The sequence below is a fragment of the Streptococcus oralis subsp. oralis genome (assembly GCF_002096455.1).
Taxonomy (GTDB): Bacteria; Bacillota; Bacilli; order Lactobacillales; family Streptococcaceae; genus Streptococcus; species Streptococcus oralis_CY.
Window position 1 is genome coordinate 750,867 of record NZ_NCUL01000008.1, and the last position, 24,180, is coordinate 775,046.

Below are 24,180 nucleotides of genomic sequence, written 5' to 3' on the forward strand. Positions count from 1 at the left end.
TACGCTCTCTATTCTTATAGTTTCTAGAGCAGAATCCCATCTAGTTTTGGTAGACAATTTGTCCCTTGCAGATGGTATATTTAACCTGCCCTTTTAAAGTTTCACCGATAAATGGGGAATTAGCTGCTTTTGACGCAAAATGGGAGTCCACAAGGCGGTCAGCCTTAGCGTCAAAGATAGTGATATCCGCTGGACCATTCTCAGCCAAGTAACCTGCTTCAAAGTTGTAAAGCTTGGCTGGATTGACAGTCATTTTTTCTAGCAATTCCATCAAGCTCAACTCACCAGCTTCCACCAAATAAGTCAAACCAAGAGAAAGAGAGGTTTCCAAACCTGTCATACCAGATGGTGCTTTGGTGATATCTTCAACATTTTTCTCATCTGCATGGTGAGGCGCGTGGTCCGTTGCGATAACTGTGATAACACCTGACTTGAGACCTTCGATAACGGCACGACGGTCTGACTCCAAACGAAGTGGAGGATTCATTTTGGCATTGCTTCCTTGAGTTAAAAGAAGAGCTTCTGTCTTAGAGAAATGCTGTGGCGCTACTTCTGCTGTGACCTGCGCACCTAGTCCTTGAGCAAACTCCACCACCTTGACACTTTCTTCCTTAGACAAATGCTGAATGTGAACATGGGCCTTGGTTGCATAGGCAATCATAACATCGCGCGCAATCATAGCGTACTCAGCCACTCCTGTCGCTCCACAGATATGGAAATGTTCTTTAGCGATGTTTTCGTTAAAGCCAAGAATTCCATTCAAACCTGGATCTTCCTCATGAAGGCAGATAAAGGTATTGAGTTTTTTGGCTTCTACCATTGCTTCCTTAACCACTTTACTACTTTCAAGCGGAATTCCATCATCTGAAAAACCAACGGCTCCAGCTTCTAAAAGAGCCTTAAAGTCTGTCAAGTCTTGGCCATTAAAGTTCTTGGTAATAGTCGCAACTGTCTTGACGTTAATCTTTTCCTTGGCAGCAGACTGGAGAACTTCTTTCAAAGTCTCTACGTCCGAAATGGTTGGACTAGTATTAGCCATCATGACAACCGTTGTAAAACCACCTGCAGCAGCCGCTAGTGCCCCAGTATGGATGTCCTCCTTGTGGGTTTGACCAGGTTCACGGAAATGAACATGAATATCCACTAGTCCAGGCGCAACTACAAGACCAGTAGCATCAATTAGCTCTGCTCCTTCTTCCTTGATTTCGGGAGCAATCTTGACAATTTTCCCATCTTGCACTAAAACATCACACACTTGATCCAAACCAGACTTGGGATCCATTACACGACCATTTTTGATAAGTAGCATCTGCTTTCTCCTTTATTCATAGAAATCGACTTGGGTATCCAATAATTTATCCCCATCATAAACAAACTTGGCTGAAAAGAAGGGTCTGTCCTCTAAAAGCCACTCAACAAAAGTGTGATCACCCTCCCAAGTCGGCTTGCTCAAGACCTCATCATAGGGAACCCATTCTAAGGTCCCCTCATTGCAGTCAATCAAGTCACCCTCAAACTCTGTCACCTTAAAAACATAAGTGTACCAGTCTAAATCAGGCGTAAATTCAGGAAAAGTAATAACGCCTTTTAGAACAGGCTTGGCTTTCAAACCTGTTTCTTCAAAAATTTCACGCGCTGCGCATTCCTGAGGCGTCTCTCCACGCTCTAGCTTACCACCCACACCAATCCATTTGCCTGCATGGACATCATTGGGCTTTTTATTGCGATGGAGCATGAGTAGTTCTTTTCCGTTATCAATGTAGCAAATCGTCGCTAACTGAGGCATCTTCTCTCCTTATCTAAGCCAATCGATTGGCTCTTGTCCTGTCTCTCTTAAGAATGCATTGGCCTTGGAAAAAGGCTTGGAACCCCAAAATCCTCTATAAACTGACAAAGGACTTGGGTGGGCTGATTCGATAATCAAGTGATGAGGATTGGTAACCAGGGCCTTCTTCTTGCGTGCATAAGCACCCCAGAGTACAAAGACGACCGGTCTATCGAGATTATTGACAACCTGAATCACTGCATCTGTAAAAGGCTCCCAAATCTGCCCAGCATGACCATTTGCCTGCCCAGAAGGAACCGTCAAACAAGCATTGAGAAGTAAAACTCCTTGCTCAGCCCAAGCGGTCAAATCATGGGATGCTTTAACTCCAATATCATCTCCTAATTCTTTCAAGATATTTTGCAAGGATGGCGGAGCTGGAATAGCATCTGGAACCGAAAAACTCAAGCCCTGTGCTTGACCTGGCCCGTGATAAGGGTCTTGCCCTAGAATTACCACCTTAACTTCTTCAAGCGGTGTAGTCAAGAGAGCCTGAAAAACTTTTTCCTTAGGTGGATAAACAGTTCCCAGAGCATAGACCTGCTCCATAAACTGATTGATTTTCCCGAAATAACCTTCAGGTAATTGCTCCTTAATCAAAGCATGCCATGATGAGTGTTGCATCGCCAACTCCTTCATTTTTACTGCCTCTATTATAGCAAAAAGTGGCTATCTAAACCACTTTTTACAGTTCTTATATATACTGTTATTGACCCTATTATTTGACATTAGTATTCACAGTATCAATCAGCCATTAAAAACTTTTCGATTGTATCAATAGCATAGGAAAGTTGATTATTTACAGACATCATCCGTTCAAAATTAGCGTCCATATAGTAGAGTTCAGATAAACCACCCCTAGGGAGAAAGAGTGAATAGTGGATATTCATCTTCTCTCGAGTACTTAACTCTATATGATTGCTTATGATATACTTTAACTCTTTTAACGAATTTACTTGAGCAACCACACCTTTTAACTGATACTGCTCGATGAGGTTTAGTAAATTGTCAATCTCTTCAATGACTTTAGTTTCCATATCATCCCCTCTTAGGAAAAGCACTACATAGCATCCAAACAATCTAGCAAGTCTTGGTAAGAATGGACTTCATAAGTTGGCTGGGCTTGTGTGTGATTTTCGATTCGTTGAGGGTTGTACCAGATAGTGTCAATGTCAGCATTATTGCCACCTTGAATGTCGGCAGTTAAGGAATCTCCAATCATCAGCGTCTTTTCTTTATCAAATCCTGCAATCTGCTGACCGATTTTTTCATAGAATAGTGCATCAGGTTTTTGTGTTTGCAACTGTTCAGAGATAAAGACTTGGTTGAAATAGGGAGCCAGACCAGATTGAGCCAAACGTCCCGTCTGAATGGCAGTAATGCCATTTGTCGCAGCATACAAGTCATAATCACGTTCGATGAGGCTGTCCAAGAGTTCATGAGCACCCGAAAGAGTTTGTCCCTGTTGGGCTAAGTAAAATTGGTAACGCTGGGCAAGTAACCTACCATCTTTTTCCTGTCCAAAATGAGCAAATAAACGAGAAAAGCGCGTGTTAACCAGTTCTTGTTTACGGATTTTCTTTTGCTCCAAGTCCTTCCAGAGAGCCTTGTTCATAGGAACGTAATAGTCTTTATAGGCTTGGATATCCGCAACTCCTTCTTCTTTTAGAAGTTGTGTCAAAGCTACATCCTCAGCAGCATCAAAATCAAGCAAGGTGTGGTCAAGGTCGAAGAGTAGAAATTTGTAGGGCATTGAGTTTCCTTTCTGAAAATTCATTAAGAATATTATAGCATAAATGAATCTTTGATTTATTGAGTTTCAAATACTTTTTACACTCACATTTTGACCGTGCTCAAGTGCAAATCTAAAACTAGTCAGCAAAACTTCTATTAAATCTTTTCCGGAACTCGTTATGAAATAATGCGATAAATTTGTTATATGCTCTGCGATATTATTTCCCCAAGGAGGAGTGAGTGACAAATCTTCAAAATCCCATATAACATCCTGAGGGAGAAATTTTTTCAACTCCTCTTGGATAGATACCAACTCCTCTATTCCTCTTTCAATAGATTCAAAAGAAACATCTCCCCAGTAAAGCTTATTCATTATTACTGGGTATCTACTTCCCCACTCATTATTCTCTAAGCGAACATAAATAGTCGAAAAGAATGAATTAAAAAGACTCCCTTCTCCTATAGTCCACCAATTATAACCAACCATTAACCCTACAGACATAGATATTCTCCTACTCATTTTTAATATTATTTAACGTCAACTAAAGTTTTATATTGATAGTATCTAAAACATACATTCATTCTCCCTTACCCCAACTCCTTGGCTATTCTACTCTTTTCAAGTTTTCCCTTAGTAATTCGTTTCCATAAAACAAGTGGGTTCAGACTATAGGATAAACGTAGGAGGAAATAATTAACCCATTCGATAAGGGCAAAAAGCTGTATTAGTGTGGCTATAATAGCCACTCGAACACTCTGTGTGTTCCAGACTATAAAAGGAAAGCCTGAAATAAGTAAAACAAGGTCTAGTATTCTGAAACAACCATATAGTTTGGGAACAGTTCCACTTCCGAACTGGGGATTTGACAGTCTTCTAATCAAAATCGCCCAATAGATTGAACCTTGAAGCAAAATAAATGTCAGTAAAGACAGAGGATAGAGAATGGTTACTAGACTATTCACATCACCAAGCCGATTTTTCAAAAGGAAAAAACAAAACCAAATAGATAGGACGGCTGTGAACTCTCCCAAACAGACGGACACCAACTCTTTTCTGACTTTCTCTTTTTGTATGTTCATCATTTCCACCATCTATCTATCATCCTATATCAGAAATAAGCCTTTCGAATCCGTTTCAAGTCAACATTTCTCAGAACAAAGGCATTCTAAACATCGAACAGTTCAATTCCTTTAATATCAGTGTAATTCTAAATTTAGAATTGCATTGATATAAATGTTTTGGTGCTATTCTAAGTTTATGATAGCCTTAAAATTTGATTTTTAAAGGATTCTAAAGCTAGAATGGCTCTAAAATCACGAGAATGAAGCTATTCGAAGCTTAGAAGACCTTTTTCTAAACTTCATACTCACTTTAACTAGTAGGACTTACAATTTTTCTGATGAGCTTTGAGTTTTTTCAGAGCCCAGTCATAGTGACTGGAGGTACTACTGACAAAGTAGGAACCTAGACTTGTCCCTCCCGTCCACTTGTAGAAACCTTTGGTAAAAAGTTGGTCATTGCTAAAGCCTTCCATCAACTCTAAAACCTCTTCATGCGATTGCTCTAGTAGTTTAGTCGCTTCTTCTAAAGACGTTTTCTGGTGCTTCTTCCAAATAGCGACATTCATTTCCCCATAAGTTTTCCAATTATAAGGCTCAGGTAGAAAAGGTCTTTCATGCCCCTTTTGATTGGAATGTACCCAGGTCAAAAGTAACTGATGCCACTCATAGAGATGGATCAGGACATCCCGTAGATTTTTATCTCTATTCCAGTGAGCTTCTTTTTTCTTTTGGTCTTTTGAAAAATCAAAAGTAGTCTGTAGCTCCTCTTCACTTAACTGAGAAATGAGGAGATTGAGCTTCTCATAATTTTCCTTAGAGGCTAGTACTAATTCCTCTTTTGTTTTTGGTCTAGGCATAGGAGTTCTCCCTTCATTTTCAACTAGAATAAGCTATTTTCTTACTTCATTATACCATAATCAAAAAGCAGTTCTCCATTTTATGAAAAACTGCTTTTACTAACTATTTTTTATGCTTATAGTCACTACTTTACATATAAATCTTTAAAGAGACTGTCCACTTCTGCTATCTGATAGAGCAAGTGGGACAGTTCTTGGTAATCTTCTTTTAAACATGAAAGGTGGGCTTGACCAAATAGAGTAGCCAATTCCTCTTTTAATCTTGCCCCTTCTGGATCATGATCTTTTAAGAACTTACTGAGATAGAGATTTCGAACAGCAGCAAGTTTAAAGCTGAAATACTGATGCAATTGTTTTTGCTCGGTATTTAAGCCGTTTTCAGCAACTGATTTTGCATAGCATTCCAAAACACCATTTTGACCATTCAGATATCGGTTTTTCATAATCCTTGCTGTTTCCTGATAGATTTCAGACTGACTAGGACTCTTGACCTTCTTAAAATTTCCCCACATGGAATAAGCTCCACGCTTATAGTCAATAGCCTCTGCCTTCCAGGCTTCTAGTATGTCATTAAAAGCAACCTTCATACAGGCAAAACCAGCTGGATCATGCAAATAAAGGTACTGCTCATCAATACCATACACGGTTACAAAATGATCCACACCATAAAGGATTGTGTGATTGGGATTGTAGGTCAGATGCCCCATATCAAGAGGTCCCAGTACGACAGGTCCATTGGACAGAAAGGTTTCCAACTTTCCTTTAATCTCTTCTAAATCTACTTCAGCTCCATCTTTTAGATAGAAATCCTCATAGTCAAACCCTAGTATTTTTAAAGAATGAGAGATAGAAAGATCTGGCATACCATTATCAAAGAATACTAGAGGGTGTTGTTCATCTTCCTTTACGATACTAGCGCCATTGCCCATTACCATGATTGCCTCTAAAAACTCTGCTTTAAAGTCATAACCATAGGCATCCAGTGCCATTGCCAATGAATAACTATAGCAAAGTGACACATCTCCAAAATACATCTGCATATCCCTGCCTCCTTATCTTCTATGGGACTATTATACCGAGAAAACTATTCGCATGCCCAATAAAATCCAAACAAAAAATATGGGTATTTGTGATTTATAGTCATGAATGTCAACAATTAAAAACTCTGTAGAGATTCTTTCTACAGAGTTCGGTTTGCATCTTTATAAAAAATCAGAAAATGATCTAGCCCTTGATCACTGGTATCCAGAGTTCCATTTGGTAGTCTGGTGACGACATATCTCCTTCGAAATAAACTTCAAAGTCTGGGGCTCCTGAATGGCGATAACCAGTTTCTGGGAAAAAGACTTCCAAAACATATTTCCAAGCATTGTGAATGCTAGCTGGTATAGGACCTTTGACTGGTACGATAGCATATTCAGCGGCTGGGATATCTTTGATGGACAGACCTAGCTCTTCTGCTTTGACTTTATCCGTCACATCGTAAGTAGCCATATAGTCGATAATTTCACCTTCTTTGACATCCGAGCAGACGCCAAAGGATTGACCGCTACCCAAACCTTCTAGGCTTTCAAAACTGTGAGTTGCATAGAGTTGCTCCCAAGCAGACGGGCATTTGCTATTGTCAATAGCTTCCAATAGAACACCTGCAACGGTAAATGCAGGTTTCTTTTGAATCTTGATATCCATGTTCTTTCCTCCTGTAATCTTTAAGGATAATTGAAGTCTAGGAAAAACCCGATAAGGTTTTCCATTTCGAACTTCTGAGGGTGTTGCCCCATGGAATTTCTTGAAGGCTGCGCTGAAGGAATCCGCAGATTCGTAGCCGTACTTCATTGCTATGTCAATGATTTTGTCAGAGCTTTCCCGCAAGTCTGTCACAGCTTCTGATAGCCTGCGATTGCGCAAGTATTCTGCTAATGTCATATCAGCCATGATGGAAAAGATTCTGCTAAAAAGAGGATAAGAATAGCCTGATAGCTGCTGAAATCTTTTCATATCCACTTCTCCAGTCAGCTGCTGCTCCAAATAATCCATGGTTTGATTGAATTGATGCATCATATTCTTTTTCACCTCATAAAAGATACTAAGGCCGTTAAAAACAAAGTGTGAATAGGAAAATTAACGCTGGTTCTTCTGATTCTAGGTAATTTTTTCTTTTTCGCATAGCTTTTAGGCCGTGTTCAATTCTATCTATATTCTAACAAATACAAGATACTTACACCCTAGAATCTTTGTACAAGATTTAAAGGTGTAAATTCTATAACTTATCTTTTAATTTCTCAACAAAGAGATAGGCTGCAGGGCAGGTCAAGGTATTCTTAATCGTCAAATGGTTGATTTGGTGGATCTTTTTACGATCTGTATGGGGGAATTCACGACAGGCCTTGGGACGAACGTCATAGATGGAGCAGAGATTGTCTCCTCCTAGAAAGGGGCAAGGCATGGATTTGAAAACTTTATCACCATCTTCATCCACCTGAAGGAATTCCGCTTCAAAAGCCGGTAATTTCATCTTAAAGTACTTGGCAATACGGGTAATATCTGCTTCTTTAAAGTCGGGCCCCAAAGTCTTGCAACAGTTAGCGCAGGCAGTGCAATCAATCTCAGAAAAAACTTCTTGGTGAATTTGCTGGGCTATCTTATCTAAGTTTTTAGGAGGTTTTTTCTTTAGATTGGCTAAGACTTTTCGGTGCTCTTTTTGCTTTTGCAAGGCTAGTTGGTGATAGTACTCAATATCAATTTCTTTAGACATAGTTTCTTTCTAATACAAGTGTTTTTGTCTATTATACCATAATCTCAGCCCCCTTTTTGCCCCCTGAACAGAAAAAAAGCCCTTCGGAAAAAATCCGAGGGGCTAAAAACGTTGTTAAATCAACGATTATTTTTTAAGGTTGTAGAATGATTTCAATCCACGGTATTCAGCTACTTCACCAAGTTGGTCTTCGATACGAAGCAATTGGTTGTATTTAGCAATACGGTCTGTACGTGAAAGTGAACCAGTCTTGATTTGTCCTGCGTTAGTTGCAACTGCGATGTCAGCGATTGTTGAATCTTCAGTTTCACCTGAACGGTGTGATACAACGGCAGTGTAACCAGCTTCTTTCGCCATTTCGATAGCGTCGAATGTTTCAGTAAGAGTACCGATTTGGTTAACTTTGATAAGGATTGAGTTAGCAGCACCTTCTGCAATACCTTTTTCAAGGTAAGAAGTGTTTGTTACGAAGAAGTCGTCACCAACCAATTGAACTTTACCACCAAGACGTTCAGTAAGAGCTTTCCAACCGTCCCAGTCGTTTTCGTCCATACCATCTTCGATAGTAATGATTGGGTATTTGTTTACCAATTCTTCAAGGTAGTCGATTTGTTCTGCAGCAGTACGTACAGCTGCTCCTTCACCTTCGAATTTAGTGTAGTCGTAAACTTTACGTTCTTTATCGTAGAATTCTGACGAAGCACAGTCAAATCCGATAAATACGTCTTTACCAGGAACATATCCAGCAGCCTCGATCGCAGCAAGGATAGTTTCAACACCGTCTTCAGTTCCTTCGAAACGAGGAGCGAATCCACCTTCGTCACCTACGGCAGTTTCCAAACCACGTGATTTAAGGATTTTCTTAAGTGCGTGGAAGATTTCAGCACCCCAACGAAGAGCTTCTTTGAATGATGGTGCACCAGCAGGTACGATCATGAATTCTTGGAAAGCGATTGGAGCGTCAGAGTGAGAACCACCGTTGATGATGTTCATCATTGGAGTTGGAAGAACTTTAGTGTTGAATCCACCAAGGTAGCTGTAAAGTGGGATTTCAAGGTAGTCAGCAGCAGCACGAGCTACAGCGATAGACACACCAAGAATTGCGTTTGCACCCAATTTACCTTTATTAGGAGTACCGTCAAGTGCGATCATAGCACGGTCGATAGCTTGTTGGTCACGTACATCGTAGCCGATGATAGCTTCAGCGATGATGTTGTTTACGTTGTCAACAGCTTTTTGTGTACCAAGACCACCGTAACGAGATTTGTCACCGTCGCGAAGTTCAACTGCTTCGTGTTCACCAGTAGAAGCTCCTGATGGAACCATACCACGTCCGAAAGCACCTGATTCAGTATAAACTTCTACCTCAAGTGTTGGGTTACCGCGTGAGTCTAGGACTTCGCGAGCGTAAACATCAGTAATAATTGACATTTTTTACTCTCCTTTGAGTTAAATTTTTTACACCTCTATGATACCTCAAATACACGCCTTTTTCAAGGAAAAACGTTATCTTTGTGCAAATTTTCCTTAACTTTATAAAGTAATCGCTTTCTTTTGTCTGTTTTCATGCGATTTTTGTGATATACTGTTTTTATGACAGATTTATCAAAACAACTACTAGAAAAAGCTCATGGTGGGCCGAAATTAAACCCAGATGAACAACGCCGCTATCTCGGAACTTTTGAGGAAAGAGTTCTTGGCTACGCTGATATCAGTACTGCCAATAGTCCTGAATTAGAACATGGATTTTTCTCTATTTTAGAAAGTTTTCAAGAAAAGGTAGAGGCACTTTTTGTGAAGATCTCTCCAAATATAGAGTTTGACAAACAGGTATTTTACTTAAAACAAGCAAAGGAAAGCAACTGCCAGGCGACTATTGTTTCAGATGATCATATCACCTCTCCTTTCGGCCTTGTCATTCACACGAACAAACCTGTTCAAGTAGATGAAAAAGACCTTAGACTTGCATTCTCGAATCTCTGGGAGGAGAAAAAGACAGAAACTCCTAAAAAATCAATCTGGAAAAAATGGTTAGGTTAATCCTTCCTCATATTTAATAAATGACCGATATTAGTAGCTGTGTGCTCCAAATAGAGACTTGCATTCTTCAAACTATTCTCTAAAGGTTCACTTTTCTCTAAAATGGAAAATGCTGCTTGTATATTTTCAAATGGTAGGGGAGGCAAATCGTCAGCAAGACTACCACAAATAGCAATAACTGGAACTCTGTTAGGGGTTCTTTTTGCTACACCGATAGGAGCTTTCCCAGCGAAGCTTTGACTATCCAGTCTGCCCTCTCCAACAATAACCAAGTCGGCATCTGAAACTTTCTTGTCAAAGTCTATCAAATCCAAGCAAGTATCAATTCCAGATACGATACAGGCCTCAGCAAAAGCACATAGCCCAGCAGCAATACCCCCACCTGCCCCTGCTCCTTTAAGAAATAGGGTAGAAGGCGATAATTTTTCATAGAACCGCTGCATAGCCAGATCTACTATCTCAAATAAAGCAGGATCCAAGCCCTTTTGCTTGCCAAATGTATAGGTTGCCCCTTGATGACCACATAGAGGGCTCACGACATCTGCTAAAATGCGGATTTTCACATCTTCAGGTATCCTATACAACTCGCTGTCTGAAACTAACTCGAATTCAAGCAAAGTCTGACCGCAAGCTGGCAATTCTTTTCCATTCTTATCATAAAAACGATAACCTAAACCAGCAGCAATGCCTATCCCACCGTCATTACTAGCCGTACCACCAACGCCGACATAGATATCTTTCATCCCTTGATCAATGAGATGGCGAATCAACTCTCCGATACCTCTGGTTTGGATGTGAAGAGGGTTTCGTTTCTCCTGCGGAATCTTTCCTAAACCAACCAAGTCAGCAACTTCAAAGAGTGCTATTTGACCTTTTTGAAAGTAACGCATTGCTTCATTTAGGCCAAAAGGTCCTGTCACCTGGAACCATTTTTCTTCTAGGTCAAGAGAATGGCGAATAGCATCTACAGTTCCTTCCCCGCCATCACCAACTGGACAGAGCAGACATTCTACATTCGATATTGACTGTTCGAAGCCTCTTTTTATAGCTTGAGCGACCTCTTCTGCCGTCAAACTCTCTTTAAAAGAATCGGGTGCAATTACAATTTTCATAGTTCCCTCTCATTCTAAGAAATCAATCAAAGGTAGAACTTCCAAAAAATCCCTCGTATCTACATGACAAGCTATCTCTGCTTTTACGACCTCCTTGGCACAAAAGGCTATACCGCGACCTGCTGACTTTAACATCAAGAGGTCATTGGCACCATCACCGATGGCAAACGTTCTTTCTTTGGGGAGTTTTAGTTCTTTTCTCCATTTCTCAAGAGTAGCTTGTTTTACTTGACCTGTCACAATTTCACCTACTAGTCGACCTATTAAAAAACCGTCTTTGACTTCCAACTGGTTGGCAGAGAAAAAGGAGATACCAAGGGATTTTGCTAATCTCTCAACTATTGGTGCAAATCCACCAGACACTAGACCGACTAGAATGCCCTTCTTTTGAAGTATGGAGATAAATTCTTGAGCATTCTTGGACAGATGGATGGATTTGAAGACAGTATCAAAGACCGAAACTGGAAGACCTTTTAACAAAGCCACTCTCGCTCGTAAGCTTGTTTCAAAATCCAGTTCACCTCGCATTGCCTGGCTTGTAATCTGCGATATTTCTTCTTCGCAACCTGCTTCTTTTCCTAAAAGATCAATCACTTCTTCTGCTATCAGGGTGCCGTCAACGTCCATGACACACAAGCCTTTTACTTGAGACATAAGCTTTCCTTTCTAAACAGCCCAAAAATCGTATGAAAGAATCATACGATTTTATCTATTAGTTGACTAAACTATGGTACAAGTCCAGGTAAGATTTGCAGGCTGTATCCCATGAGAAATCACATTCCATAGCTTGTTTTTGTAGATTTCTCCAAACTTCCGGCTGGTACTTATAAACATCCAAGGCTGTTTGGAAACTCCAGTTAAGCCAGTATGGTGTTAAATTATCAAAGCTAAATCCAGTTCCAGTTCCTTCTATCGGATTGAAGGATTGAACAGTGTCACGCAAGCCACCCACTTCATGAACCAGTGGTAGAGTTCCATAGCGCATCGCCATCATTTGAGACAAACCACATGGCTCAAAACGACTTGGCATGAGGAAGAGGTCACAAGCTGCGTAGATTTCTTGAGCAAGTTTGACATCAAAAGTGATATTTGCTGATAGCTTGTCTGGATAGACTTGCGCAAACCAGGAGAAGGAATGTTCAAAAGCAGGATCTCCTGTTCCTAAAAGGACTATTTGAACGTCCTCCTGTAAGAAACGATGCAAGCTTTCTACCACAACATCAAAACCTTTTTGGCGTGTCAATCGAGAGACAATCCCAACTAGAGGAACATCTGCTCGCACTGGTAACCCAACTCTCTCTTGCAATTTTGCTTTGTTTTGAGCTTTTCCAGACAAATCTTCCTTATCAAAATGATAGTCTAAAAGTGGGTCTGTTTGAGGATTATAAAGATCTGCGTCAATACCATTGACAATACCTGAAACCTTACCTGACTCCATGCGAAGAATCTGGTCCAAACCGCAACCAAACTGACTGGTCATAATTTCGTGCGCATAGCTAGGGGAAACGGTTGAGACACGATCCGCGTAGAGAATACCTGCTTTCATCCAGTTGAGACAATCATTCCAGCGAAGGGTCCCATCAGCATAGCGTTCAAACCCAACACCGAACAAATCCCATAACATCCCTTCAGAAAACTGACCTTGAAATTCCAAATTATGAATGGTTAAAACGGTTCTGATTCCTTGATAAGCCTGAATCCAATGGTACTTTTCTTTTAACAAAAAGGGAATCATGGCTGTGTGGTAATCATGAACATGGAGAAGGTCAGGGATAAAGCCGATGCGTTCCATGGCTTCAAGAGCAGCCAGTTGGAAAAAAGCAAAGCGTTCACCATCGTCAAAATCACCGTAGACATGACCACGGAAGAAATAATACTGATTATCAATGAAGTAGAAGGTTACACCATTCAAAACCGTTTTCTTAACACCACAGTACTGTCTACGCCATCCTACACTAACTTCAAAGTGGAGAACATCCTCTATCTGGTCTCCGAACTTAGCTTCTACCATATCATAATAAGGCAAGAAAACTGCAACTTCGTGCCCCGCTTTTACAAGTGATTTGGGAAGTGCGCCAATAACATCGCCCAAACCACCTGTTTTTGAAAAGGGTGCTCCTTCTGCCGCTACAAATAAAATTTTCATGAATAAATGTCCTCTGTTACTGTTTCACCCTTCTTAACTACAACTGGATGTTCTGCTGTGCCTCGAATGACAACACCGTCCGCAACTTCAACTCCTTTGTCTAGGATGGCATATTCAACTTGGGCACCTTGACCAATCACAACTCGAGGGAATAGAATGCTGTCCTTCACCACACTATCTTTGTGAACATAAATGTTACGAGATAGGACTGACTGAACTACTTCACCCTCAATGATACTACCAGAAGCAAACTGAGAACTTCTTACTTTTGAAGTATTCGCATAGTAGGTTGGTTCTTCATTCTTAACTTTTGTATAAATCTTTTGATTTGGTGAGAAAAGAGAGTAGAATTTTTTAGATTCAAGCATATCGATGTTTGCTTGATAATAGGACTGAACAGAATGAATGTTCGCTAAGTAGCCTGTGTATTCGTAAGCAAAAGCTCCTTCTTTTGCAGCTAAATCACGAAGAACATAGCGTAACTTTTCAGGATATTCTTTCTGAGCTTCTTCTTCAAGTCGTTCAATCAACCAAGGAGTATCCACAACAAAGATATCTGTAGACATGTTGAAGAGTTCATCCGTAGATTTGTTATCAAAGAGTTTGTGCGAACGAACATGGTCAGTTTCATCAATTTCTAAGATAGCATTCACATCTGAAATGTCTTTCTTCGGAAGTTTCTTATATACAACTGTGATCGGACCATTTGTTGTATTGTGTAGGTGGAAGACTTGATTCAAGTCAATATTCACCAGCACATCGCAGTTAATCGAAACGGTTTGGTTTGAACCTGAACGTCTCAAGTAGGTGAGAAGCTGTTGGTAATACTCTTTTCCAACTGTACTGCTTTCAACACGAGTATTGTAAATTCCTAGATAGTAGTGACTTAGAAGGGTTGACAAGCCCCACTCACGACCTGAACGGATATGGTCGAAAACTGAGCTGATATTATCTTGTTGGAAAATACCAAAGATACTACGAACACCTGCATTTGCAAGACTGGAAAGGGGGAAGTCAATCAAACGGTATTTCCCACCGAAAGGCAAGCTAGCCACCGGACGGTGTTCTGTTAACGTTGACATATCATGAAAACCAACTGTGTTTCCTAAAATGGCTGAATATTTATCAATCTTCATCTGTTGCTACCCCCACTACTTCATTGTATCCTACTACTTGTACTTCGTCCGTTCCGTCAATCTCTACGCCGTCAGCAATAATGGCACCCTCACCAATGATAGCACGAGTAATCTTTGCGCCATGGCCAATAATAGCTCCGCTCATGATGACAGAATCAACGACCTCAGCGCCTTCACGTACTTGTGCTTCTGTTGAAAGAATCGAACGTTTTACAGTTCCATCTACAAAACAGCCATCCACGACCAATGAATCTTCAACGTGTGCATGCGCACCAAAGTAGTTTGGTGGTGAAATCAAGTTTCTAGAGTAAATTTTCCACTGACGATTGCGGCTATCCAAGGCATTTTCTGGTGAAATGTACTCCATATTGGCTTCCCAAAGTGACTCAATCGTACCAACATCTTTCCAGTAGCCATTAAATTCATAAGCATAGACACTTTCACCAGACTCGAGATAGTTAGGGATAACGTTCTTCCCAAAGTCTGACATATCCACATTGCTCTTTTCAGCAGCAACAAGCATATTGCGAAGTCGTTTCCAGTCAAAAATATAAATCCCCATCGAAGCCTTTGTAGACTTAGGTTGCGCAGGTTTTTCTTCGAATTCAACGATACGGTTATTGGCATCTGTATTCATGATACCGAAACGGCTAGCTTCTTTGAGAGGTACGTCTAGGACAGCTACTGTCAAACTGGCATTGTTATCCTTATGGGACTGAAGCATATCATCGTAGTCCATCTTGTAGATGTGGTCACCAGAAAGAATCAAAACATACTCAGGATTAACACTGTCGATGTAGTCAATGTTTTGGTAGATAGCGTGACTAGTCCCTTCAAACCAACGGTTTCCTTCGCTGGCTGAATAAGGTTGTAAAATAGAGACACCTGAATTGATACCATCCAATCCCCAGCTAGAACCATTTCCGATATGGTTATTCAAAGCAAGAGGTTGGTATTGCGTAATCACACCAACATTATGGATTCCAGAGTTTGCACAGTTGGAAAGAGCAAAGTCAATGATACGGTAGCGCCCACCGAATTGCACTGCCGGTTTGGCAATGCTTTGAGTGAGTTTTCCGAGACGTGTTCCTTGCCCACCCGCAAGGATCAAAGCTAGCATTTCATTCTTCATTTTCTACTCCTTTATAAAGACATGTGAACGTTAAAATCGAAAGAAGGTCGGAAGTCAAACTTTTTATAAAAATAATAGGAAATCCATTTCTCTTGTGTTTCAAGTCCAATACAAGTACATCCGTTTTTAAAATCTAAAAAATATCATCAACAGCCCATTATTCTTTTTTCTTAGCTGGTTTCAAACGACGCTTGATCTTCCAGATGCTTGCTCCCATGGCAGGTAAGGTAAAGGTCAAGGTCTGCTCATAATCCTTCCATAAGCCTTCTTGAGTCTGAACTGTTTGATTGTGCTCTTTCCACACACCTCCCCATTCTTCTAGTTCTGTATTCCAAACTTCTTCGTAAATACCTGCAACAGGTAAACCAATCGTAAAGTCCTTACGTTCAACTGGTGCCATATTAAAGACACAGACTAACATTTCGTCCTTCTTGCCCTTACGAATAAAGGAAAGGACACTCTGATCTCTATTATCAGCATCGATAATCTCGATACCATCATAACTAGTATCAATTTCCCAAAGACAACGATGCTCTTTATAGAATTGATTGAGTTGAGAAGTAAAATGCTTCATCTTGGCATTCATCGGATCTTCTAGATTAGACCATTCTAACTGCTCTTCAGACTTCCACTCGAGGAATTGCCCGTACTCACTACCCATGAACAAGAGTTTCTTGCCTGGATGACAAATTTGATAGGTGTAGAGGTTGCGCAGACCAGCGAACTGATTGTAGCGATCTCCCCACATCTTATGCATCATACTCTTCTTACCATGAACTACTTCATCATGTGAGAAAGGCAGGAGATAGTTTTCATTGAAAACATACATAAAGCTGAAAGTCACAAGATTAAAGTCATACTTGCGATAAATCGGATCTTCCTCGTAGAAACGGAGAATGTCATTCATCCAGCCCATATTCCATTTATAGTCAAACCCAAGGCCGCCCATTTCTTTCATGCCAGTAATCTTTGTTGCTGATGAACTTTCTTCTGCAATCATCATGATATCTGGATGAGCAAGCTTGATAACGGTGTTCAAACGTTGAAGGAAATAATAACCCTCGTAGTTAAGGTTTCCACCGTCTTTGTTTGGAGTCCAAGGAGCATTATCATAATCTAGATACAGCATATTGCTCACTGCATCGACCCGAATACCATCTAAGTGGTAAAAATCAATCCAAAATTTAATACTTGAGATCAGGAAAGACTGGACCTCATTTTTCCCGAGGTCAAAATTCAGTGCACCCCAACCGTAGTTATGAGCCTTGTTATGATCTTGGTATTCAAAAGTTGGTGTACCGTCATAATATGCCAAGGCATCATCATTAATGGTGAAATGACCTGGAACCCAGTCTACGATAACACCAATGTTATTTATATGACACTCTTCAACGAAATCTTGGAATTCCTCAGGTGTACCATAGGAATGTTCAAAAGCAAAGTAACCCATAAGTTGATAGCCCCAGCTCAATCCAAGTGGGTGAGCCATTAAAGGCATGAACTCAATATGTGTATAGTTCATCTCAACTAAGTATGGAATCAACTCGTCTTTCAGTTGCGAAAAAGTATAGGGACTACCATCTGGATTTCTCTTCCAAGATCCTGCATGGGCTTCATATATATTAACTGGTCTCTCGAAAAATCCCAGACGTTTGCGACGTGCTAGCCAAAGGCCATCTTTCCATTTCTTTTCACGGATATTGGTCAAAACAGCTCCTGTACCCGGTCTAGCTTCAAAATAAACTGCCAACGGATCGATCTTCATAATCTGGTGACCATTTGCACGCGTGATATGATATTTATAAATCTGACCTTCCTGGGCTTGACTTGTAAAGACTTCCCAAACACCTGCTTCATTACGAACCATGGGAATCTGATTCTCAACCCAATCGGTAAAATCACCAACTAGATGAACTGCTTGTGCATTTGGGGCCCAAACCCTAAATGTATAGCCTATTTCTCCGTTTTTCTCCTCTCTATGCGCTCCTAAATAATGCTGGAGGTGAAAGTTCTCACCTGTAGTAAAGGTTCTTAATGCTTCTTGATTATTCATTCAATCCCCTTTCTTTTGTAAGCGTTTTCTATAATTCTATTATACACTCTTTTAAGATAACTTTCAAGTAATTTACGAAGGAAATCATATTTTTTTATGAAAGCCTTCAAAAAATTACCTAGCATTTTAAAAAAGATATCCAGAAAATAGAACACGAAACAATTTCCATATATTTTTTTATTATAATACCAGAATATTCGTTTTTTATCAATTTTTTACTGTATTATTTTGAAAAAAATAAAATCAGGAAGTCGTTTTCCTGATTTTATAAATTATTTCACATCAAAAACAATGGATTTAACATTTGTCATCGCTTCAATACTATATTTAATTCCTTGCACTCCTGCACCAGAACCTTTTACACCCAGGAATGGGAAATTATCTGGTCCACGTTGTGTTTTATTATTAATATGAACGGTACCCACTTCAAGTTTTTCAGCAATTTCAAATGCCTTCTTAAAGTCATTTGTAAAGACTGAAGATTGAAGACCGAATTCTGATTCATTAGCAATTTCTAGCGCTTCGTTGGCATCTGCAACTCGAATAATCGGGAGAACTGGTCCAAATGGTTCTTCCCAGGCTAATTTCATATCTCTTGTGACATAATCAAAAAGTCCTGGCCAAATGAGATTGTTCTCACGTTTGATTGGGCTGAGCGCTTTGGCTCCTTTTTCCTGAGCATCTTCAATCAATCCCCAGATGAAATCAGCTGAAGCATTATCAATAACTGGCGTGATATCTGCATTGTCAAATGGATCACCGACTGTTAGCTTAGTAACTTCAGCTTGGAGCAATTCAGCCAATCTGTCTGCTACGCTTTCCACAACCAAAACACGTTTGATAGCGGTACAACGCTGACCAGAGTAGCTAAAAGCACCACCTACGATCTGCTTAGCTGCATTTTCTAAATCTGCGTCTTCTAAGACAATTGCTGCATCTTTCCCACCAAGCTCAAGCATAATCGGGCGCATACCAGCTAAACGACCGATACGCTCACCAATCGGTGTTGAACCTGTAAAGTTAATGAAATTTACTTCCTTGTGTTCGATGATGTAGTCTCCGATTTCAGAACCACGTCCAGTGATGGTGTTAAAGACACCTGCTGGGATTCCTGCTTCGTCAAATGCTTTAGCCAGCAAGAGACCAGAAATAGATCCTTGTGTTGGTGGTTTAAACATAACGACATTTCCGGCAATCAATGCCGGAGCAATCTTAGATCCAGAAAGGTTGACTGGGTAGTTAAATGGCGCAATAGCTAACACAACTCCAACTGGCTCACGACGGACAACGGCTAGTTTGTTTTTACTTGCAGCTTCAAAACCGCCACCTTCCATTGCTTGTCCAGTGATACGGAGACCTTCCTCAGCAGCAAAACGAATCAATTCTGCTGTACGTACTACTTCTCCAATGGCTGCTTTAATTCCTTTTGCAACCTCTTTGGCAAGAATGGTACCAATTTTTTCTTTATCTCGTTCCAAAATGTCTGCTGTCTTATGCAAATAAGCTGCACGCTCAACTGGTGCTAAATCACGCCATGCTGGGAGAGCTGCACGCGCTGCTTTCATAGCCTCATCTACTTCAGCCTGACTCATAGCTGGTACTGTACCTAGCTTTTCTTGATTGATGGGAGAATAGATGGCAATTTCATTCTCTGATGATTTCCATTTTCCATTCACTAAATTCTGATAATGTGTCAAATTCTCTTCCTCCTGAAAATGATTAAAACTTATTTTATCAAATTTTCAGAAAATTACAACCCCTTTTTGGAAAATATTGATATTTTTTTCACAAACTTGATTCTTCAAATTATTTGAAATTTATTCCTATTAGATATTGGTTTTTCAATAAAAATCAAAAAAGGTCTAGAGTTAACTAAACCTTTTTGTGGCATTTACTATGAAAGTACCTTCAAGACTGCAACGCTGATATCATCAATCACATTAGACTCTTGAGAACGACTATTGGACACAAGCATTTCTAGATTCCCTGCATTTTCAAAGTAGAAGGAAGTTCCCTTGGCATTGAATACCACCAATAAGTGCTCTGCTCCACCGTGAATTTCGTAAACAATCCATCCACTATTTTCAGCAGCCGTATGGACGAAGACATGACGATAAACTTCTTCGTATGTAGGATAAGAGAAAGCACGCCTTTGTGTTTTTAGGCGAATAATCTGGCGAATAAAGTCAATGCTCTCTTGTCTCTCATTGATTAAATCCCAATTGACCTGGTTGACACTATCTGGAGCATTGTAACTATTCATGGCCCGTTCTCTATCTGCCGGAGTCAGCTCGCCATTTTCTCCTGTAGCAAGGAGTTTGGTGCGACCAAATTCTTGCCCCAGCTCTATAAAGGACATCCCTTGCATAAGAATGCTCATCGCTGTTGCTGTCTCGACCTGACGCATAATCTTATCTGAACTGTGATCTGGATGAAGGGTTACCAACAAATCATGCAAGTTGTAATTATCATGGGCTTCCACGTAGTTAAGAACTTGGTTTGGACTAAGATATGACCCCAACTCTCGGCTACCAAGAATAGCTTTGGCTACAATCGGTTCTGTAGCAGCACCACTAACAAATCCTGCCTTGATTGAGCCGTAAACTTCTCCTCCTTTGATGGCATCACGCTGATCATCATTGAAGAATCCAATATTTGGCATCTGGTAGGCATTGTCCTTCTTGGCCTTGTCATAAGGTGCAAGACCTGTTCCCATATCCCAGCCTTCTCCATAGGTGATAATACGAGGATCAACTTCATCAAGTGCCCAGCGAATCGCCTGCATGGTTTTGACATCGTGAATTCCCATCAAGTCGAAACGGAAACCGTCAATATTGTATTCTTTCACCCAATAAAGGAGTGAGTCAATCATATACTTGCGGTACATTTCGTGTTCGCTTGCGGTTTCATTTCCTACACCTGTACCGTTTTGGAAGGTTCCATCTGGATTCATACGATAGTAATAATCAGGAACAGTTGTTTGGAAAGGCGCATCTACCGTTGAGAAAGTATGGTTGTAAACGACATCCATAATAACACCGATTCCCGCATCATGATATGCCTGAATCATGGTCTTGAGGTCTCGAATAACCTGTCCAGGATCATCTAGATTGCTAGAGAAACTTGGTTCTGGCGCATTGTAGTTTTGAGGGTCATAACCCCAGTTATAGGTTACATTCCCGTCCTCGTCGTATTCCTTATGGCGATCAAAGATTGGTTGGAGCTGAACATAATTACAGCCGAGTTCTTTGATATAATCAAAGGCTGTTGCTTGACCATACTGGTTAACCGTTCCAGTCTGGGAAGCCCCAAGGAAGGTCCCTCGAAGGTTTTCTGGAACTCCAGATGTCGGTGATTTTGTAAAATCACGAATGTGCATCTCACAGATAACGGCTTTACATGGATTTTCCAAACGCCAAGGGGCGTCTGTCCCATGTTTGACTTTAAATCCTTCTACCTGTCTATCTTGCTGAGAGAGGATGACAGAACGTTTCCCGTCAGGACTTGTAGCGATAGTGTATGGGTCTCGTGTCAAAGTCTGGTGGTGCGGAAATTCAATCTGATACTGATAAGCTTTACCTGCAAGATTTTCATCCAGGTCTACACTCCAAACACCAATGGTATTGTACTTATGACTATATGAATAGCTATTCCCACGCTCTAGATTATAGGTTTTCCAAATCGGAGCATCGTTGCTGGTATTTTCATAGACAACCACCTGTACAGCTGTAGCTGTAGGAGCCCAGAGTTTAAAGCTTGTCTGGTAGTCAGAGATACTATACCCCAACTCTCCTTGGTATCCCCAATGGTGATCAAAACTTTCACTGTGAAAGGCTTTATCAAAAGCAAACGGGTTTCGATCTTTATAGCAAGAACTTGCAATGGCTGGATTTTCAGAATAATAAACCGTCTCATCACCATCCAAAATCCAAACCTCAGTCAACAGTGGATAATAGTTAAACCGTAGGAGATAATCTTTTGTCTTTCCATCTATTTCGACAGAAAAGGTCAGAGTATCGAGCCTTTCTGCACTTGTAACTGTGAAAGAGAACTTTGCTCCAAAAAAGTCATTCTCATAATACAATTTTTCAACATTGTCCGCCTGTTTTCTACTATATGAACAGGTCGCATAATCCCCATTTTTTCGATGAAAATGGATGACTACTGGGTATCTATACATTTCTTTTCCTAATTTCTAATTTCAATTTAATTTTTTTATGTGTTGCTGATAGATTCAGCGATTTAATCTCTGACTGACAATAGACTCAATCTATGTAAAAACACTTCAGGAGAGGTAGTTTCTAACTATCTAAGACCTAGCTGTCTGCTATTCTTTACAAACTTTCCAACCAAGCTTCATCTCGAACTTCGATACCAAGTTCTTGCGCTTTTTGGAGCTTGCTTCCTGCATCCGTTCCTGCTACGACTAGATCTGTTTTCTTGGATACACTGCCTGTTACCTTAGCTCCCAGACTTTCGAGTTTGCTTTTTGCTTCTGAGCGCGTGAGACGTTCCAATTTTCCTGTCAGAACTACTGTCAAACCTGACAAGGCTGCATCTGCTACTACAGTCTGACCTTTGTAGGCCAGATTGACCTCTGCTTCTTTCAGCTCATCTAAGAGAAATTTTGATCCTTCGGTAGCAAAATAGGTCTGAAGGCTTTGGGCGATTACGCTACCCAGACTTTCAATACTTGCCACTTCCTCTGGATCTGCCTGAGCCAGATTTTCAATCGTATGGAAATGTTGGAGCAAGAGCTGACTAGCCTTACTTCCGACATGGCGAATTCCCAAGCCAAATAAAAGCTTCTCAGCTGAGTTTTCCTTAGATGCTTGAATAGCCTGATACAGTTTTGACGCAGACTTTTCCTTGACACCTTCTAAAAGAAGGAAATCTTCTTCTTTCAAACGGTAAATATCCGCTACATCCTTGACTAGATTAGCAGCAAAGAGCTTTTCAACGATGGAAGGACCAAGCCCTGTAATATTCATGGCATCTCGAGAGGCAAAGTGAATCAAACCTTCCATGATTTGGGCAGGACAGCGAGGATTGATACAACGTAGAGCAACCTCATCTTCAAAATGAAGTAACTGACTGTCACAGCTCGGACAGTTAGTCGGAATATCTATTTTTTCTTCAGAAACACGCTTGGACTCTACCACTCGTAAGACGGCAGGGATGATGTCCCCAGCCTTATAGACGATAACCGTATCGTCTTTGCGAATATCTTTTTCAGCAATATAATCTACGTTGTGTAGGGTCGCACGGCTAACAGTCGTACCAGCAAGCTGAACAGGTGTCAGATTGGCAGTTGGCGTGACAACCCCAGTACGGCCTACTGTCCAGTCAACTGAGAGTAGTTTGGCTTCTTTTTCCTCAGCAGGGAACTTGTAGGCCACTGCCCACTTAGGCGCTTTAACTGTAAAACCGAGTTCTTCTTGACCTGCTAGGTCATTGACCTTAATAACCACTCCATCAATATCGTAAGGTAGATGTTCCCGTTCTTGTCCTACTTCTTGGATAAAATCCCATATCTCATCTATACTTTTAGCCAAGATTCGCTTTGGATTAACCACAAAACCAAGCTGTTCAAGATGCTCCAAGACCTTTTCTTGGCTATCACGAGTAGAAGGACTAGCTTCTTGATAGAGAAAAGTCGCAAGATTGCGCTTGGCCACTACTGCTGTATCCAGCTGACGCAAAGTTCCAGCCGCCGCGTTACGAGGATTAGCAAATTCAGGCTCTCCATTTTCTTGGCGAGCTTGGTTGACCAGATCAAAGGAAGCGCGTGGCATGTAACACTCTCCACGAACTGTGATATCTAGTTTTTCAGACAAGGTCAAAGGAATATCCTTAACGCGTTTGAGATTTTCAGTGATATTCTCACCAATAGAACCATCTCCACGTGTCGCCCCAGCGACCAAAATCCCCTTTTCATAAGTAAGAGAGATAGACAAACCATCGATTTTCAACTCACAGATATAAGTGGGATGGGGTAATTCTTTGCGAACACGCGCATCAAAAGCTTCTAACTCTTCACGTGAAAAAGCATCCTGCAAACTATAAAGAGGATACTGATGACTGTATTTTTCAAAACCATCTAAAACCTTACCACCAACACGATGGGTTGGACTGTCTGCTAAAACTTGATCTGGATAGGCAGCTTCCAACTCGACCAACTCTCGGTAGAGGCGATCGTACTCGCTATCTGAAACCGAAGGATTGTCACTCGTATAGTACTCGCTCGCATAGCGGTTGAGTAAGGCAACTAACTCATTCATTCTTTTATTCATAAAACCATTTTACCACAAACCAAGCCCTCCTCACA

General features: G+C 40.7%; 22 protein-coding genes. 1 reads left to right on the plus strand and 21 read right to left on the minus strand.

Annotated features, from left to right (window positions below; genetic code table 11):
- Window positions 1–40: 40 nt before the first annotated feature.
- The 12 genes from B7720_RS08215 to eno all read right to left on the minus strand — a co-directional run bounded on the left by B7720_RS08215 (window position 41) and on the right by eno (window position 9,664).
- A complete protein-coding gene (locus B7720_RS08215) occupies window positions 41–1,309 on the minus strand; it encodes a dihydroorotase (RefSeq protein ID WP_044020770.1) in 1,269 nt (422 codons plus the stop codon).
- Window positions 1,310–1,321: 12 nt separating this feature from the next.
- Window positions 1,322–1,786, minus strand: a complete 465-nt coding sequence (locus tag B7720_RS08220) for an NUDIX hydrolase (RefSeq protein ID WP_084857466.1) — start codon at window positions 1,784–1,786, stop codon at window positions 1,322–1,324.
- Between the two features lie 9 nt (window positions 1,787–1,795).
- On the minus strand, window positions 1,796–2,449 hold the full coding sequence (locus B7720_RS08225) for a uracil-DNA glycosylase (RefSeq protein ID WP_084857766.1): 654 nt from the start codon (window positions 2,447–2,449) through the stop codon (window positions 1,796–1,798).
- A 119-nt stretch (window positions 2,450–2,568) separates the two neighbouring features.
- Window positions 2,569–2,862: a hypothetical protein gene (locus B7720_RS08230; RefSeq protein WP_049520327.1), complete on the minus strand. Its 294-nt coding sequence runs from the start codon at window positions 2,860–2,862 to the stop codon at window positions 2,569–2,571.
- A gap of 23 nt (window positions 2,863–2,885) precedes the next feature.
- Window positions 2,886–3,578: a pyrimidine 5'-nucleotidase PynA gene (pynA, locus tag B7720_RS08235; RefSeq protein WP_049520328.1), complete on the minus strand. Its 693-nt coding sequence runs from the start codon at window positions 3,576–3,578 to the stop codon at window positions 2,886–2,888.
- Between the two features lie 66 nt (window positions 3,579–3,644).
- A complete protein-coding gene (locus B7720_RS08240; protein ID WP_084857468.1) occupies window positions 3,645–4,061 on the minus strand; it encodes an Imm70 family immunity protein in 417 nt (138 codons plus the stop codon).
- An 86-nt stretch (window positions 4,062–4,147) separates the two neighbouring features.
- Window positions 4,148–4,651 (minus strand): hypothetical protein, encoded by a 504-nt coding sequence (locus tag B7720_RS08245; protein ID WP_084857470.1) that lies wholly within the window; start codon window positions 4,649–4,651, stop codon window positions 4,148–4,150.
- A gap of 284 nt (window positions 4,652–4,935) precedes the next feature.
- A complete protein-coding gene (locus B7720_RS08250; protein WP_084857472.1) occupies window positions 4,936–5,478 on the minus strand; it encodes a ClbS/DfsB family four-helix bundle protein in 543 nt (180 codons plus the stop codon).
- Between the two features lie 125 nt (window positions 5,479–5,603).
- A complete protein-coding gene (locus B7720_RS08255) occupies window positions 5,604–6,518 on the minus strand; it encodes a peptidase (RefSeq protein WP_061587034.1) in 915 nt (304 codons plus the stop codon).
- Window positions 6,519–6,702: 184 nt separating this feature from the next.
- Window positions 6,703–7,539 (minus strand): AraC family transcriptional regulator, encoded by an 837-nt coding sequence (locus tag B7720_RS08260; RefSeq protein ID WP_061587033.1) that lies wholly within the window; start codon window positions 7,537–7,539, stop codon window positions 6,703–6,705.
- A gap of 199 nt (window positions 7,540–7,738) precedes the next feature.
- Window positions 7,739–8,233, minus strand: coding sequence for a YkgJ family cysteine cluster protein (locus tag B7720_RS08265; RefSeq protein ID WP_000031484.1), 495 nt, complete (start codon window positions 8,231–8,233; stop codon window positions 7,739–7,741).
- A gap of 126 nt (window positions 8,234–8,359) precedes the next feature.
- Window positions 8,360–9,664, minus strand: coding sequence for a surface-displayed alpha-enolase (gene eno / locus B7720_RS08270; protein WP_000022821.1), 1,305 nt, complete (start codon window positions 9,662–9,664; stop codon window positions 8,360–8,362).
- A gap of 162 nt (window positions 9,665–9,826) precedes the next feature.
- Here eno and B7720_RS08275 point away from each other — a divergent pair, with 162 nt between their 5' ends.
- Window positions 9,827–10,273: a DUF1694 domain-containing protein gene (locus tag B7720_RS08275; RefSeq protein ID WP_084857474.1), complete on the plus strand. Its 447-nt coding sequence runs from the start codon at window positions 9,827–9,829 to the stop codon at window positions 10,271–10,273.
- Here the strand turns inward: B7720_RS08275 and B7720_RS08280 are convergent.
- From B7720_RS08280 to ligA, 9 genes are all read right to left on the minus strand, one after another.
- Complete coding sequence (locus tag B7720_RS08280; protein WP_084857476.1) at window positions 10,270–11,385, minus strand: glycerate kinase; 1,116 nt, start codon at window positions 11,383–11,385, stop codon at window positions 10,270–10,272. The two genes, B7720_RS08275 and B7720_RS08280, sit on opposite strands and share 4 nt — an antisense overlap.
- 9 nt (window positions 11,386–11,394) lie before the next feature.
- Window positions 11,395–12,039 carry a phosphoserine phosphatase SerB gene (gene serB / locus B7720_RS08285; protein WP_084857479.1) on the minus strand — a complete coding sequence of 215 codons (645 nt, stop codon included), beginning with the start codon at window positions 12,037–12,039 and terminating at the stop codon, window positions 11,395–11,397.
- Window positions 12,040–12,097: 58 nt separating this feature from the next.
- Window positions 12,098–13,531: a glycogen synthase GlgA gene (glgA, locus tag B7720_RS08290; RefSeq protein WP_000697281.1), complete on the minus strand. Its 1,434-nt coding sequence runs from the start codon at window positions 13,529–13,531 to the stop codon at window positions 12,098–12,100.
- Window positions 13,528–14,667 (minus strand): glucose-1-phosphate adenylyltransferase subunit GlgD, encoded by a 1,140-nt coding sequence (glgD, locus tag B7720_RS08295; RefSeq protein WP_000687055.1) that lies wholly within the window; start codon window positions 14,665–14,667, stop codon window positions 13,528–13,530. Before glgD ends, glgA begins: the two co-directional genes overlap by 4 nt.
- A complete protein-coding gene (locus B7720_RS08300) occupies window positions 14,657–15,799 on the minus strand; it encodes a glucose-1-phosphate adenylyltransferase (protein WP_000787250.1) in 1,143 nt (380 codons plus the stop codon). Before B7720_RS08300 ends, glgD begins: the two co-directional genes overlap by 11 nt.
- Window positions 15,800–15,956: 157 nt before the next feature.
- Window positions 15,957–17,852, minus strand: a complete 1,896-nt coding sequence (glgB, locus tag B7720_RS08305) for a 1,4-alpha-glucan branching protein GlgB (protein ID WP_033629730.1) — start codon at window positions 17,850–17,852, stop codon at window positions 15,957–15,959.
- Window positions 17,853–18,124: 272 nt separating this feature from the next.
- Window positions 18,125–19,549 carry an NADP-dependent glyceraldehyde-3-phosphate dehydrogenase gene (locus tag B7720_RS08310; protein ID WP_009013622.1) on the minus strand — a complete coding sequence of 475 codons (1,425 nt, stop codon included), beginning with the start codon at window positions 19,547–19,549 and terminating at the stop codon, window positions 18,125–18,127.
- 197 nt (window positions 19,550–19,746) lie between these two features.
- On the minus strand, window positions 19,747–22,032 hold the full coding sequence (gene pulA / locus B7720_RS08315; protein WP_084857482.1) for a type I pullulanase: 2,286 nt from the start codon (window positions 22,030–22,032) through the stop codon (window positions 19,747–19,749).
- 154 nt (window positions 22,033–22,186) lie between these two features.
- A complete protein-coding gene (gene ligA, locus B7720_RS08320; RefSeq protein WP_084857484.1) occupies window positions 22,187–24,145 on the minus strand; it encodes an NAD-dependent DNA ligase LigA in 1,959 nt (652 codons plus the stop codon).
- Window positions 24,146–24,180 lie beyond the last annotated feature (35 nt).